Source organism: Belnapia arida, assembly GCF_016773205.1.
GTDB classification, from domain to species: Bacteria; Pseudomonadota; Alphaproteobacteria; order Acetobacterales; family Acetobacteraceae; genus Belnapia; species Belnapia arida.
The window spans coordinates 975313-989633 of sequence record NZ_JAETWB010000001.1 but is presented as its reverse complement, the minus strand read 5'-3'; the positions used below and the strand labels follow the sequence as shown (position 1 = coordinate 989633).

Annotated in this window: 14 protein-coding genes; 3 read left to right on the top strand and 11 right to left on the bottom strand. The window is 70.1% G+C overall.

Going from position 1 to position 14321, the window contains the following annotated elements; all coding sequences use genetic code 11:
* Nucleotides 1–23: 23 nt before the first annotated feature.
* Nucleotides 24–998, top strand: coding sequence for a Bug family tripartite tricarboxylate transporter substrate binding protein (locus tag JMJ56_RS04820; RefSeq protein ID WP_202830440.1), 975 nt, complete (start codon nucleotides 24–26; stop codon nucleotides 996–998).
* 39 nt (nucleotides 999–1037) lie between these two features.
* Here the strand turns inward: JMJ56_RS04820 and JMJ56_RS04815 are convergent, their stop codons facing one another.
* A complete protein-coding gene (locus JMJ56_RS04815; RefSeq protein ID WP_202830439.1) occupies nucleotides 1038–1382 on the bottom strand; it encodes a hypothetical protein in 345 nt (114 codons plus the stop codon).
* Nucleotides 1383–1561: 179 nt separating this feature from the next.
* On the opposite strand from JMJ56_RS04815, the gene JMJ56_RS04810 reads away from it, so the two are divergent.
* On the top strand, nucleotides 1562–2020 hold the full coding sequence (locus tag JMJ56_RS04810; RefSeq protein WP_202830438.1) for a MarR family winged helix-turn-helix transcriptional regulator: 459 nt from the start codon (nucleotides 1562–1564) through the stop codon (nucleotides 2018–2020).
* Here the strand turns inward: JMJ56_RS04810 and JMJ56_RS35210 are convergent, their stop codons facing one another.
* Both JMJ56_RS35210 and JMJ56_RS04800 read right to left on the bottom strand, forming a co-directional pair.
* On the bottom strand, nucleotides 2021–2890 hold the full coding sequence (locus JMJ56_RS35210; protein WP_202830437.1) for a DUF697 domain-containing protein: 870 nt from the start codon (nucleotides 2888–2890) through the stop codon (nucleotides 2021–2023).
* A complete protein-coding gene (locus JMJ56_RS04800) occupies nucleotides 2887–4296 on the bottom strand; it encodes a YcjX family protein (RefSeq protein WP_202830436.1) in 1410 nt (469 codons plus the stop codon). The genes JMJ56_RS35210 and JMJ56_RS04800 overlap by 4 nt, the downstream gene beginning before the upstream one ends.
* Before the next feature lie 178 nt (nucleotides 4297–4474).
* Here JMJ56_RS04800 and JMJ56_RS04795 point away from each other — a divergent pair, with 178 nt between their 5' ends.
* Nucleotides 4475–6202: a response regulator gene (locus JMJ56_RS04795; protein WP_236037409.1), complete on the top strand. Its 1728-nt coding sequence runs from the start codon at nucleotides 4475–4477 to the stop codon at nucleotides 6200–6202.
* A gap of 5 nt (nucleotides 6203–6207) precedes the next feature.
* Here the strand turns inward: JMJ56_RS04795 and gloA are convergent, their stop codons facing one another.
* The 8 genes from gloA to rseP all read right to left on the bottom strand — a co-directional run bounded on the left by gloA (nucleotide 6208) and on the right by rseP (nucleotide 14320).
* Nucleotides 6208–6597 (bottom strand): lactoylglutathione lyase, encoded by a 390-nt coding sequence (gene gloA, locus JMJ56_RS04790; RefSeq protein ID WP_202830434.1) that lies wholly within the window; start codon nucleotides 6595–6597, stop codon nucleotides 6208–6210.
* Nucleotides 6594–7436, bottom strand: a complete 843-nt coding sequence (locus tag JMJ56_RS04785) for an LpxI family protein (protein ID WP_202830433.1) — start codon at nucleotides 7434–7436, stop codon at nucleotides 6594–6596. The genes gloA and JMJ56_RS04785 overlap by 4 nt, the downstream gene beginning before the upstream one ends.
* Nucleotides 7433–8275: an acyl-ACP--UDP-N-acetylglucosamine O-acyltransferase gene (lpxA, locus tag JMJ56_RS04780; RefSeq protein ID WP_202830432.1), complete on the bottom strand. Its 843-nt coding sequence runs from the start codon at nucleotides 8273–8275 to the stop codon at nucleotides 7433–7435. Before lpxA ends, JMJ56_RS04785 begins: the two co-directional genes overlap by 4 nt.
* A 4-nt stretch (nucleotides 8276–8279) precedes the next feature.
* Complete coding sequence (fabZ, locus tag JMJ56_RS04775) at nucleotides 8280–8780, bottom strand: 3-hydroxyacyl-ACP dehydratase FabZ (protein ID WP_202830431.1); 501 nt, start codon at nucleotides 8778–8780, stop codon at nucleotides 8280–8282.
* Nucleotides 8781–8784: 4 nt separating this feature from the next.
* The gene (gene lpxD / locus JMJ56_RS04770; RefSeq protein WP_407927881.1) at nucleotides 8785–9822 is read right to left on the bottom strand and encodes a UDP-3-O-(3-hydroxymyristoyl)glucosamine N-acyltransferase; all 1038 of its coding nucleotides are present in this window, start codon (nucleotides 9820–9822) and stop codon (nucleotides 8785–8787) included.
* Between the two features lie 16 nt (nucleotides 9823–9838).
* Nucleotides 9839–10642, bottom strand: coding sequence for an OmpH family outer membrane protein (locus JMJ56_RS04765; protein ID WP_202830429.1), 804 nt, complete (start codon nucleotides 10640–10642; stop codon nucleotides 9839–9841).
* A gap of 47 nt (nucleotides 10643–10689) precedes the next feature.
* Nucleotides 10690–13050: an outer membrane protein assembly factor BamA gene (bamA, locus tag JMJ56_RS04760; RefSeq protein ID WP_202830428.1), complete on the bottom strand. Its 2361-nt coding sequence runs from the start codon at nucleotides 13048–13050 to the stop codon at nucleotides 10690–10692.
* A 139-nt stretch (nucleotides 13051–13189) separates the two neighbouring features.
* A complete protein-coding gene (rseP, locus tag JMJ56_RS04755; protein WP_328702270.1) occupies nucleotides 13190–14320 on the bottom strand; it encodes an RIP metalloprotease RseP in 1131 nt (376 codons plus the stop codon).
* Nucleotide 14321: the final 1 nt, after the last annotated feature.

The following is a 14321-nucleotide window of genomic DNA, read 5'->3' as shown; positions in this document are numbered from 1 at the left end:
AAAGACCGAGGGAGGGACAGACCATGCCGCAGGCCACGCGACGCCGCCTGCTCGGGGCAGCCGCCCTGCTGCCGGGCATCGCCCGCGCACAGCCGGCCTGGCCGGACAAGCCGGTGCGGATCATCGTGCCCTTCCCGCCCGGCCAGGCGGCCGACATCTTCACCCGGCTCTATGCCGACGAGCTCTCGCGCCGCTGGCCTCAGCGCGTCGTCATCGAAAACCGCGGCGGCGGCGCCGGAGCGCCAGCACTCGAGGCCGGGGCGCGGGCGGCACCGGATGGCTATACGCTGACGGCGGGCACATCGGGGACGCTCGGCGTCAATCCCTCCGTGCTGCCGCGCATCCCCTATGATGCCGAGCGGGACTTCGCATTCGTCAGCAATGTCGTGGTGCTGCCGCTGCTGATCGTGGCGCACCCTTCGCTCAGGATGCGCACAGCAGCCGAGGTCGTGGCAGCGGCCAAGGCCGCGCCCGGGGCGATCGACGTGGCGACGGCGGGGCCGGCGACCAGCCAACACATGTCGGCGGAGCTCTTCGTGCACCGAACCGGCATCCGGGTGAACATGGTGCATTACCGCGGCAGCGGGCCGGCCATGGCCGACCTGCTCTCAGGCAACGTCAAGCTGATGTTCGACAGCGTCGCTTCCGCCCTGCCGCACATCCAGGCGGGGAAGGTCGTCCCCATCGCCGTCACCACGCCGGACCGCGCGCCGCAGCTGCCGGAGGTGCCGACCATCGCCGAGACGGTAGCGCCCGGCTACGGCGCCTATGGCTGGACCGGGCTTTGCGCCCCGGCCGGGACGCCGGTGGAGATTGTCCAGAAGGTGAACGCTGATCTCGGCGCCGTCCTGCGTCAGCCGGCGATGCAGGCGCGCTTCATTGAGCTCGGCGGCACGCCGGCGCCGGGCACGCCGGAAGAATTTGGGGATTTCGTGCGGCGGGAGATCGCGCAATGGCGCGAGGTAGCCCGCATCGCCAATGTCAGGCTGGAGGGATGAGGCTCCGCGGCGCCTCTTGGAGGCGCCGCGGGAGCAAGGTCAGCCGCCGATGCGGTCGGTCGTCTGGGCGGCCAGGGTCGGGCTGCCGGACTGCGCCGGGGCGTAAACCAGTGCCTGCTCACGGCCACCGCCCACGAGCTGGGCGACATAGCCCGTCACAGCCTGGCCCGTGGTCGGGCCCGCATAGGCGACGCTGCGGTTGCTGGCTTCGCCGGTGATGCGGGCATAGCCGCCGCCGACGACGTTCTGGCTGGGCTCGGCATACACGACCCGGGGGCCGCCATCGGCGCCGCCACCGATCAGCCGGGGGCCATTGTCCTGGGCCAGCGCGGCACCGGCCGTGCCGAACAGCATCGCGGAGGCAATTAGTGCGTTGCGGAACATGGTTTCGTCTCCTTCGGGCACCGACCACCGGCGCCCTGTTGGGAGGCTATGTAGCGGGCGATTAGGTCGTGCGCGATAGACATATCCGCATGTCGGCCATGCAGGTCTTTCATGTACGATTAAATCGCGCGATATTCATTTGGTGAGGTAAGGGACAAACGTCAGATGGGGATGCAGCCATGAGCGAATCGACACCGACCAGCCCGAGCCTGGATCTGAACGAGTTCCTCTGCTTCGCCCTGCACTCCACCGCGCAGGCGATGGGGCGCGCGAACAAGCCGATGCTGGAGAAGATCGGCCTCACCTACCCGCAGTACCTTGTCATGATCGTTCTGTGGAAGGAGGACAACCGCACGGTCAGCGCCATCGGCGACAAGCTCTACCTCGAATCGAGCACGCTGACGCCGATGTTGAAGCGGCTGGAGGCGCTCGGCTACATCCGCCGCGAGCGGGACACCGAGGATGAGCGGCAGGTGCGCATCCGCCTGACCGAGCAGGGCCGCACCCTGCATGACAAGGCCTGCGAGCTGCATCCGGACTGGGTGGAGCACGTTTTCGGCGGCGACATGCAGGCCGTCCACGACCTGAAGCAGCGCGTCATCGCGCTGCGGGACAAGCTGCTGTCGGTCGAGGGATAGTCAGCGCAGCGGCGGCACGATCCGGCAGGCTTCCGCCGCGACGCGGGCGAGGCGCAACATCCGCCGTGCCGCCACCGCCCCGGCCGCAGCCTCCCCGGCGAACTGCTCCAGCAGCTTGTTGGAGAGCAGCGCCCGCGCTGCCGCATCCACCGCCACATCCGTCGCGGCAACGGTCGCAGCGTCGAACAGCGTCCGCCGCAGCAGGGCAAAGGTCCCGGCAAGGCCTGGCCGCAGCCCGTGCAGCGCCGCCACCTGCCGCACCAGCCGCACCCCGCGCCAGGCGAAGACCAGCGCATCCAGCCCCGGCGAGGGGCTGATGGCGGTGATCGAGAAGGCCTGCACCGCCGCCACCCGGCCGAGCCCCGCCGCCTCCGCATCCAGCAGCCGCAGCGGGCCGCCCTCCAGCAACGCGCGCAGTTCCTCCGTGCTGCCCGCCTGGCGCAGGGCGGGTTGCAGGCTCGCCGCTTCGGCGACGCCACCCGCCCAGCGCAACGCCTCGGCCCGTGCCGTCTCCAGGTCCTGCCGGGCAAAGGCCACCCGCGCGCGGTCCACCGCCCGGAGTGCGGCAAGGCTCCGCAACTCGCGCCAGGCGCCACCCGCCAGCAGGCCGAAGCCGACTCCCACCACGCCGAGCGTCGCCCAGCCCTGCACCGGCCCCCGGCCGAACTGGTCGACAACGAAATTTGCCGCATCCAGCGCCGCCAAGCCAAGGCCAAGCACCGCCGCCCCCGCCGCCACCCGTCCGAGCCCGGACCAGCGGGCGCGCGGGGCCGGCACCGCCACCGGCACAACCGCCTGTTCCCACTGGAAGTCGAGCCGCGGCGCCGGCTCCTCCAGGATCACCCGCGGGCCCTTGGGCGAATCGCTCACAACAGATCTCCGATCAGCGCCGCCAGCAGCGCATCCAGGCCGAGATGCGGAACGCCAGAGCCGCCCGCCGCGTCCAGCCGCGGAGGCTGGAATTCCGGCATCTCGAAAAAGCCATGCTCCCAGAAGCCCGGCTCGGGCGGCCTCAGGGGAATCTCACCAGGATAGACCTTGGCGCTCCGCCCGTTCGCCAGCAGCAACCCGCGCACCGCGGCAACCGGGCGGCCGTCCAGCATCGCCACGTCATCCTGCGTGCAGCGAAGCGAAGCGAGGGCGTGCACGCTGGTCGGCACGCCTGCCTCGCCTGCCCTTCCTTGCGGCCCGGCGACCAGATGCCCGAGCAGCGCCGCCAGCGCATCCCGCTGCCGGGCCGGCACATGGTCGGCCTTGGTGGCGGCGAAGGCGATGCGGCTGATGCCGGCCCCGGTCAGCCAGTCCAGCCAACCGCCGCCATGGCGCAGGGCACCGGCGATGGCCGCGAGCGCCTCCGCCGTATCCTCGAAGGCGGCCTGCCCGGCATGGAGCGCGCCGAGCACATCGACCAATACCACCTGCCGGTCGAAGCGGCGGAAGAAGGGCTCGAAGAAATCCGCCCGTTGCGCCGCGACATAGGCAGCGTGCCGCTCCGCCAGCAGCCCGGCCAGCCCGCCGCCCCGTGGATGCGGCAGGGGGAAGAACCAAAGCAGCGGCGTCTCACCGCGTGGCCCCGGATTGAGCACCCGTCCGGGCTGGAGGAAGCGGAAGCCGAGCCGGTCCCGGCACTCCCGCAGGGCATCGCGGTAGAGCGCATGGCCGCGTCGTGCCAGCGCCTCATCCGCCGCAGTCCCGGCGGGCAGCGCCTCCGCCCAGGCCAGGAACTCATGCGCTGCCGTCGAGGCCTCCGCCCGGCGCAGCCGCCGCAAGGCCTCGGCCGACCACTCCGCATAGTCTTGGTCGAGCATCGGCAGGTCGAGCAGCCATTCGCCCGGATAGTCGAGCAGTTCCAGCGTCACCGTCCGCCGCCCGATCAGCCCGCCCAGCAGGCTGCCGAGGCTGCTGCCGCGCTCCAGATCCAGGGTCACTTCCAGGGTGGAAAGATCATCCGTCCGCCCCGGCCAGGCCGGCGGATCGGCTGCCAGCGCTGCCAGATGCGCCTCCACATCGAAGCGCGGCAAGGCCTCGCTCGCAGAGGGCACCAGTCGAACCCCGCGCAGCCGTCCTCCCGCCGCCTGCTCCAGCTGCGGCAGCGTCCGCCGCCCCCGCCCTGCCGCTAGGAGGTTGGCGACCATGGCGGTGAGGAAGACAGTCTTCCCAGCCCGCGTGAGGCCGGTGACCGCCAGGCGGATGCGCGGCTGGCCAATCAGGTTGCGTAAGCCGCGCTCGGGCATCTCCGCCAGGTCGCGGAGGAGGCCGAAAGGATCAGCGGGCATCGGCAGAGCAGGTCCCCCTTGTCTCGGCCCCGGGGTGTAGGGGCCGGTCAGGGCAGCGGCAAGGCAGACCCAAGATCACGGATTTTGGCGCGGCCTCGCAATGGAGCGGCGCGGCGGCTACCATGAAGGGAGAACAAGCGCGGGGCGCCATGCATCCCTCGACCGCTGGTACGGGCTGATGGCAAAAACGCCGGACCTCCAGGCCGAGCGGTTGAAGGCGGTCCGCGCGCAGCTGCCCTTCGCCCTGGTTGCGACGCTCGGCAATGCCGCGATCACCACCATCCTGCTGGCGCTTGACCTTGGCCAGGCAGAGGCCTTCGCCTGGTTCGCCGTCATGCTCGCCATCACCGGCTTCCGCTTCCTGGTCGGGCGGAGCGGCGGGCCGGAGAGTCCGCGCCGCGCCTGGGCGGCGCTCGCCGGCACCGCTGCGAGCGGCCTCGGCTGGGGTCTCGGCGCCCTCTGGCTGATGCCGGCCTCCGAGGGTTACCAGCTGTTCTGGATCTTCCTGATCGGCGGCATGTGCGCCGGCAGCGCGGCACTGCATTACCCGCATTTTCCGACCGTGCTCGCTTTCCTGCTGCCGGCCGGGTTGCCCCTGGTGCTGCGCATCGCCTTCGGAGAAGGACCGCGCCACCACGCCGAGGCCCTGCTGCTGCTCAGCTTCCTCCTCGCGCTCAGCCTGACCGCGCTGCGCTCCAGCCGGCAGTTCGATGCGATGATCCGCCTTCAGATCGACCTCGTTGCCCTTCAGGCCCGCCTCAACGCCGAGATCGCCGAGCGCCGGGCGACGGAGGCCAACCTCGTCCATGCCCAGAAGATGGAGGCGGTAGGCCAGCTCACCGGTGGCATCGCACATGACTTCAACAACCTGCTGATGGCCGTGCTCGGCAGCCTGAAGCTGCTGCGCAAGCGCCTCGCGCCCGAGGATGCCAAGGCCCGGCAGCTCATCGAGAACGCGCTGGCCGGGGCGGAGCGCGGCGCCGGCCTGACCCGCCGCCTCCTCGCCTTCGGCCGCCGCCAGCCGAGCCGGCCGGAGCGGGTGGAGCTGCATCGGCTGGTCCGCGGCATGAGCGACCTGCTGCGCAACTCCCTGAGCGCCGCCATCCGGTTCCAGCTTCGCCTGCCGCCGAATCTGCCCGCAGTGCAGGTGGATGCCAACCAGCTGGAACTCGCCCTGCTCAATCTGGTGGTGAATGCCCGCGACGCCATGCCTGCGGGCGGCACCATCACCATCACCGGCCGGGTTGCCGAGCCGGAGGCGGAGGCGCTGCCGCCCGGCCCCTATGTCGTGCTTTCCGTCACCGATACCGGCGAGGGAATGGATGACGCGACCCTTGCCCGCGCCACCGAGCCCTTCTTCACAACCAAGCCTGCCGGCAAGGGCACGGGCCTCGGCCTGCCCATGGTTCAGGGGCTGGCGCTCGGCTCGGGTGGGCACTTCCTGTTGCGGAGCATCCCAGGCGTCGGCACCGAAGCGGAACTTTGGCTGCCCTTGTCTCCGGCCGAGGTGGCGACGGAGGCTGCACCCAGCCCCGCCCCTGCCGCACCGCCGCGCCCGGCGCAACGACGCAGCGTGCTGTTGGTCGATGACGACCCGCTGGTGCTGGCCAGCACGCGGGACATGCTGGAGGATCTCGGCCATGTCGTGCTGGAAGCCAGCTCCGGCCCCGAGGCGCTGGCGCTGCTGCGCGCTGGCCGCGCCGCCGACCTTGTCATCACCGATTACGCCATGCCGGGAATGACCGGTGTGCAGCTCGCCAATGCCATCCACCGGGATTGGCCCGGCCTGCCGGTGCTGCTGGCTACCGGCTATGCTGAATTGCCGGGCGAGGGCGAGGGCGCCTTCCCGCGGCTGGAAAAACCCTTCGACGCGGAGGCGCTGGCCCGGGCGACCAGCCTCTCCTGACCGCCTCAGCGCTGGATCAACTCGATCTTGTAGCCGTCCGGATCCTCGACGAAGGCGATGATCGTGGTGCCGAACTTCACCGGCCCTGCCTCACGCGTCACCTTGCCGCCACCTGAGCGGACCTTCTCGCAGGTCGCCGCCACATCCGGCACGCCGACCGCCAAGTGGCCGAAGGCATTGCCCTGCTCGTATGTCTCCGTGCCGTAGTTGTAGGTGAGCTCGATCTCGCCCTGCCCTTCGGCATTGCCCTCGCCATAGCCGAGGAAGGCCAAGGTGTACTTGCCATCGGGCACGTCGCGGCGGCGCAGCTCCTTCATGTCGAGCAGCTCGGTGTAGAATTTCACGCTTCGGTCGAGATTGCCGACCCGGATCATCGTATGCAGGAATTTGCTCATGGCGTCGTCTCCTTGAGGAAGTTGTCCGGCCGGAGGGCGAGCAGGAAGAGTCCCGCCGCATCGGCGGCCGCGATGGTGGCGGGCCGGTCCACCAGGATGGTGCCGCCCGCCTCGATGGCAATGCCGGCGAGCCCCGCCGCGGCGGCGCCGGCGATGGTCACCGGCCCCAGCGTCGGCAGGTCCACCCGCCGATCCTGCCCCGGCTTCACTAGCTTCACCAGCACCCCGCCCGGCCCCTCCCGCCTGAGCCCGGCGCAACGCGCGAGCAGCGCATCCGTCCCCTCGATCGCCTCGACGCCGAGGACGAGGCCCTGCTGCACCACAGCGCCCTGGCCGACATCGACGGCACCGAGCGCCCGCACCACGGCGATGCCGCGCCGGATGTCCTCGAAGGCCGCCGGCGCCGGCGCCACGGCGCCGAGCTGCCCCGCCTCCGGCAGGATGTCGCAGAGGATCGCCTGGGCGGGGAGGATCTCGAACCCTTCCTCCTCCAGCACCCGCACCACTGCCTTCAGCAGCCCGTCATCGCCCTGCCAGGCGGCGCGGCCGATCTTCAGAAGCAGCCGGGCCATGCCGACATCCGGGCGAATGGACAGGAAGGAGGGCCGCTTCGCCGCGCCGCTCATCACGAGCTGGCGGATCCCCCGGGCCCGAAGCGCCTCGATGGCCTCGCCCGCAGCCCCAAGCCGGATTGCCAGATGCGGAAGATGGGCATAATCGGCCGGATCGGCCCAGCCCTCGATCACCACGGCAAAGACATCCCGCCCGGCCGCCCGCGCCGCCGCGGCCACCCGGAGCGGCACGGATCCACCGCCGGCGACGAGGCCGAGGGGCGTCACGCCCCCTCCCCGTTCTCCTCATCCACACCGCCGAGCTCCGGCGCGGCCATCCGCCCCGGTCGGACCAGCTGCCGGCGGCGGGACGCGTCGCGGATGAAGGCGATGATTTCCATCACCAGCGGCTCCTCCGCATAGCGCTCCTCCGCCTGGGCGAGCTTCACCGCAAACTCACCCGGGTCCTTGAAGAGCAGGTTGTTGGCGACGCGGAGGGTGCGCAGCTGCTCCCGACTCGCGCCCCGCCGCAGCAACCCGATCTTGTTGAAGCCGACCAGCCGAGCTGGCAGGCCGAAGACATAGCCGAAGGGCGGGATGTCGTTGGTGACGCCAGCGAGGCCGCTCACCATGGCGAGCCGGCCAATCCTGACTGTCTGGTGCACCGCCGCGCCGCCGCCGACGAAGGCGCCGTCGCCGACATGCACATGCCCGCCCAGCATCACGTTGTTGGCGAGGATGACGCCATCCCCCACCACGCAGTCATGCGCCACATGAGCCTGAGCCATCAGCATGCAGCCCGCGCCAACGCTGGTGACGCCGGCACCGCCGACCGAAGCGCGATGGATGGTGCAGCCCTCCCGCACCAGGGTCCGGGCGCCGAGTTCGCACCGGGTCGGCTCGCCTTTGTACTTGGTGTCCTGCGGCGGCGTGCCGATGGAGGCGAAGGGCAGGATGCGGGAGCCGGCGCCGATGCGCGTCGCGCCGTCGACGACGACATGGGAAACGAGCTCGACGCCTGCCTCCAGCACCGCCTCGGGGCCGACCTGGCAGAAGGGGCCGATGCTGACATCGTCCGCGATCCGGGCACCGGGGGCGACGACCGCGCTGGAATGGATCTGCGCCAAGGGTTCAGCGGTCCAGAATCATGGCGGTATAGGTCGCCTCGGCGACGACCTTGCCGTCCACCTTCGCCTCGGCGGCGAATTTCCAGATATTGCCCCGCTGCCGGTCCTTGTTGACATGGATGCGGAGCTGGTCACCCGGGCCCACCGGCTTGCGGAACTTCGCATTCTCGACCGACATGAAATAGACCAGCTTGCCGCGTGCGGCGGGGCCGAGCGTCTCCACCACCAGCACGGCCGCCGTCTGCGCCATGCTCTCGACGATCAGCACGCCGGGCATCACCGGATGCTCGGGGAAATGGCCCTGGAAGAAGTTCTCGTTGATGGTGACGTTCTTGATGCCGACGCAGGAGTGGTTCTTCCGCACCTCGACGATGCGGTCCACCAGCAGGAAGGGATAGCGGTGCGGGATGGCGCGCATGATCTGCGCGATGTCGAAGGCTTCGACCCGCCCTTCCTCGCCGACCGGACCAGCGGTCTCCGCTGCCCTTGCCTCGTTCGCATCCATTGCCTTAGCCTGCCTTCCCCTCATCCTGCCGGGCTGCGCCCAGCTTGCGCAGCCCTGCCACGGCGCGCCAGAATTCCCGCGCCGGCCAGGCCGGGCTGCCGATGACATCGGTCTTTGCAGGCACGTCGTTCATGACCCCGGCCTGCGCCCCGATCCGCGCGCCGCTGCCGATCTCGAGATGGCCAGCGATACCACTCTGGGCCGCGAGTTGGACATAGTCGCCGAGCACCGTCGAGCCGGCAATGCCCGCCTGCCCGACGATGATGCAGCCTCGGCCGGTGCGCACGTTGTGCCCGACCTGCACCAAGTTGTCGAGGCGCGACCCCGGCCCGATGACCGTATCGCCCTGGCTGCCGCGATCGACGCAACTATTGGCACCGATCTCGCAGAAGTCACCAAGCAGCACCCGGCCGAGCTGTGGCATGGTCAGGAAGCCGCCCTCCGGCGTCGGCGCGAAGCCGAACCCCTCCTGCCCGATGCGCGCCCCGGGATGCAGCACCACCCCGCGCCCGGCGATCGCATGGCTGATGCTGCAATGCGGATGCAGTCGGCAGCCCTCGCCGAGCTCCACCCCCGGCCCAACCACCGCATGGGCGCCGATGATGCAGCCGCGCCCGATGCACGCGCCGGCTCCGATCACGGCGCAGGGCCCGATCTCGCACCCCTCCCCGATCACCGCGTCTTCGGCGATGACGGCGCTCGGATGCACCCCCGGCACCGGCGCAGGCGCCGGATGGAAAAGGGCCGCGATCCGGGCGAATGTCAGGTAGGGCGCAGCCGCGGTGATGGCGATCATTCCTTCGGGCACCTGACCGGCCAGCGCCGGGGCCAGCACCACCGCTCCGGCCCTGGTCGCGGCCAGCGCCGGCAGGTATTTCCGGTTGTCGAGGAAGCTCACCTCATCCGGCCCGGCCGCCTGCAACGGCGCGACACCGTTGAAGGACCGGGTCGGGTCGCCTGTGCTCTGGCCGCCGGCGGCGAGAAGGATATCGGCCAGCACCTGCGGCCCGGCCGAGGCGAAGAAGCGCGGATCGACCGCCACCGCCGCCCCCCTTAGGTCAGCGCCGCTGCTGCGTGGCAGGCGCCGGGGCCGGCGCGGCCGGCCGGGTCGGCGCCTGGGCGGCCGGAGCTTCGGCCCCGCCGGTGGCATCAGGCGGCATGGTCACGCTGCGCAGCACGCGGTTGAACTGCTGCGCCACTTCCTCGGTCAGATCGAAGGGCGGGTCGTTGAAGATCACCAGCGGCCGCGGCAGCACCAGATTCACCTTCCGGCTCGCCGCCACCTGACGGATCACGCCGCCGAGGGCCTGCTCGATCTCCTGCAGTGCCTGCTGCGCCGCCTGCTCGATGGCGCGCGAACGCTCGCGGAAGATGCGCTGGCTGTCGGTGATGCGGTCCTGCAAGGTCCGCTCGCGCTCGCGCAGCTGGTCAGGCGGCAGCGTCGCGCGCTGGTTGGCCAGTTGCTGCTGCTGCTCGCGCCAGTTGTTCTGCTCGCGTTGGAGGTCGTCATTGAGGCGCTGGCGGCGCCGCTCGATCTCGTCCCGCACCTGGTTGAAGGCCGTGGAGACGCGCTGGATCTCCGGCACGTCGACGATGCCGATGACAGCGTCCGGCGGTTGCTGGCCGGGCGGCAGCGGGGCCGGCGCCTGGGTGTTGGGCCGGGCCGGAGCCTGGGCCGGACGCTGCTGCTGTGCCGGCTGGACAGGCCGCTGCTGCTGGGGCTGCGGCTGCGCCGGCCGTTGGCCGCCGGGGATGAAGAAGCCGGGATCCTGCTGCTGGGCCAGCGCCGGCCCTCCGACCAGGGCGGCGACCGCCAGAGCCGAAGCCGAGCGGAGAAGGGACGAAGCGCGGAAGGCTGGCATAAGCAGGGGAATCCCAGGTTTCAAATGATCGGGGTCACAAGCTGCGGTCAGAACCGGGTGCCGAAGCCGAACCGGAAGATCTGCGTCTCGTCGTAGGACTTCTTCACCACTGCCTGGGCGATGTCGATATTGATCAGGCCGAAGGGGCTGCGCCAGGAGATGCCGACGCCAGCGCCGACCCGGGGCGACGCGTCGTCGGCGATGCCTGCACCCTTCTCCGTCTGCGACAGCGAGCCGACATCGACGAAGGCGCGACCCACCAGCCCAAGCTCGGACGGCAGAGGCAGCGGGTAGCGCAACTCGGTGGTCTGGGTCCAGAGCAGCCGGCCGCCGAGGCTGTCGCGGGTGTTGATGTCGCGCGGCCCGGCGCCGGCGATGCGAAAGCCGCGCAAATTCTCGCCGCCGAGGAAGAAGCGGTCGATGATGCGGGTCTGCTTTCCGAAGAGATCCTCGAGGTAGCCGACGCTGCCGGAGACGGAGAGGAGGTAGTCTGGGTCGCCCAGCCAGGACTCGAGTGGGATGTAGTAGGTCCCGTCCAACCTGGCGCGCAGGTAGGCCACGTCGCCGCCGAGGCCGGCAAAGTCGGTGCCGAGCCGCAGCACCGCACCGCGACGCGGATCGACGATCGAATCGCGCAGGTCGTAGGTCAGCGTCTGGCCGATCTGCGACAGCAACGTCGCGCCCCGCTGCTCGGTGATGAAGCGCGAGGCGCCCTCGGCGATGTCGGTGATGCGCCGATTAGTAAGCGTGTAGGCCCAGGTCTGCCGCAGCCGCTCATTGAAGGCGTAGCCCATGCGAACGGTGAAGCCCTGCCGCTCCTCGCGGTAGGAGGCGATGTTCAGCAGGTTGCGCTGGACGTAGAAGATATCGACGCCGGCCGCGAGGTTGCGGTCGAGGAAATAGGGGTCGGTGACCGAGATATCGATCTGGCTGCGGCGCTGGGCGATGGTGCCGTTGATGCGCGCATCGATGCCGGTGCCCAGCAGGTTGCGCTCGCGCAGACCCACATCGGCCAGCGCGCCTGCGTCCGTCGAGTAGCCGCCACCGATCGAGACCTCGCCCGTCGCCCGCTCGGCGACCTGGGTGTTGAGGATGGCGCGGTCCGGTGCCGTGCCCGGCGTCGAGGTGATCTGCACGTCGGAGAAATAGCCGAGGTCGCGCAGCCGCTGCCGGCTGCGCCTGATCTGCGCGGCGTTGAAGGCATCGCCCTCGGCCAGGCGGAATTCACGCCGCAGCACGCGATCCTGCGTGCGGGTGTTGCCATTGATCTCGATGCGCTCGACATAGACCCGCGGCGCCTCGTTGATCTCGAAGGTCAGGTCGACCCGCCGGTCCTCGCGGTTGCGGGTGATGCGCGGCTGGACATCGACGAAGGGAAATCCACGAAGGTTGGCGGCATCCTGGATCGCCTGCGCGGTGCGCTCGACGACATCGCCGTCATACCAGTCGCCGTCCGAGACATCCACGAGCCGCCGCACGCTCGCCGCGTCGAGGTTGCGGATATTGGAGACGACTTCCACCTTGCCGACGCGGTAACGCACACCCTCGTCGACCGAATAAGTGACGAAGAAGCCGGTGCGGTCCTGCGCCAGCTCTGCGGTCGCATTGGTGACCTGCACATCGGCATAGCCGTTGCGGAGGTAGAAGCGGCGCAGAAGCTCGCGGTCGAAGGCCAGGCGCTCCGGATCGAACTGGTCCGAGGTGGAAAGCAGCCGGTACCAGGCCTGCTCCTTGGTCGCCACGACTTCCTTCAGCCTGCTGTCCGAATAGGACTGGTTGCCGACGAAGTTGATGCGGGCAACGAGGGCCGCGTTGCCCTCCTGGATCTCGTAGACGATGTCGATGCGGTTCTGGTCGCGCTGGATGATCTTCGGCTCGACGGTCGCGGCGAAGCGGCCGCGACGTGCGTAGAGGTCCATGATCCGCTGGCGGTCGGCCTGCACCGCCTGCGTGGTGTAGACGGAACGGGAGCGTAGCTGGATCTCCTTGCCCAGCACGTCATCGGAGATCTTGCTGTTGCCCTCGAAGGCGACGCGGCTGACGATCGGGTTCTCGGTCACCTGCACCAGGACACGCCCGCCTTCCCGGCGCATCTGCACGTCGCTGAAGAGGCCCGTCGCGTAGAGCGACTTCAGGCTGCGGTCGAGCCGGTCCGCATCGAAGGCATCGCCCGGCTGGAGCAGCATGTAGGAGCGGATGGTGTCGCCCTCGATGCGCTGGTTGCCGGTGACGTCGATGGCCTGGACGACGCCGTCCACTGCCGGAGGCCGGGCGGGCACGGCGCGTGCCGGCGGGCGAGGCCGCGCCTGGGCCTGCTGCTGGCGGGTCTGCGCCTCGGCCGCCGCCGGGATCAGACCCGAGGCGATGCAGGCGGTGGCAGCGAGGAGGACGCGGAAGGAAGGGAGCAAAGTGCAGGCCCGTAACGTTGGGGTTCAGCGGCGGGCCGGAGAATAGCCGCGCACCAGCGCCACCGCCACCCCACACCTCGCGCCTTCGCTACTAATCCGCTCAAAGGCTTAGCCGGCGCATCGCAGACGGGTAAAAAGCCTAGCCCACGAGCCCCGCCACCCAACGCCCGATCGCCCCGCCGGCGATGTCGTTCCACGAGGCAAAGAGGAAGAGCGAGACGAGCAGCGCGAATCCGGCCCGGAAGCCATATTCCTGCGCCCGCGGCGGCAGCGGCCGGCCGCGGATCGCTTCCGCCGCATAGAAGACGAGATGGCCGCCATCCAGCAAAGGGATGGGGAAGAGGTTCAACAGACCGAGGCTTACCGAGAGCAGCGCCATCAGGTTGACCAGCGGCGAGAGGCCAAGTGAGGCCGCCTCCCCCGACACCTCGGCGATGCGGATCGGCCCGCCGAGCTCCTTGGCGCTGCGCTCACCGACGAGCATCTCGCCGATACCCTTCAGCGTCTGCCAGGTGATGTCGGCGGTCTGGACCGCACCTGCCGCCAGGGCGGAGGCAGGGTCCAGCCGCTCGAACCGGGAGGCACCGCCTTGAATGCCGAGCACGCCGACCGGGCCGTTGCCATTATCCCTGGCATCGGGCGTCACGGTCACGGTCTGCTCCGCCCCGTCGCGGGTAATGGCGACCGCCACCGGCTGGCCCGCCCGCGGCTGGATGTAGCGCTGCACCTGCTCGAAGCGGCCGACCCGCTGCCCGTCGAGGGAAACGATGGCATCGCCCGGCAGCAGCCCGGCCCGAGCCGCGGCCGAGCCTTCGACGACGGTGTTGATGCCGGTCCCGCCGACCGGCTGGCCGATCGTCATGAACAACCCGGCGAAGAGCAGGATGGCGAGAAGGAAATTGGCCACCGGCCCGGCCGCCACGACGATGGCGCGGTCGCCGACGCGCTTCTCGTGGAAGGTCCGCCCCGGCTGCCAGTTGGCCCGCACCTCGGGCGGCACATCCTCGGGCGTCTCCTGCCCATGCAGCTTCACGTAGCCGCCGAGCGGAATCCATCCGAGCCGCCACTCCGTCCCACGCCGGTCGCGGCCCTGCAGCAACGGTCGGCCGAAACCGATGGAGAAGGCGTCGACATGCACTCCGCGCCAGCGGGCGGCGAGGTAGTGGCCCATCTCATGGACGAAGACGAGGACGCCGAGCACGACGGCAAAGGCGATCAGCGTCCGCGGCAAGGCCGGCAGCATGTTCCAGAGATGGCCAAACGATTCCAAA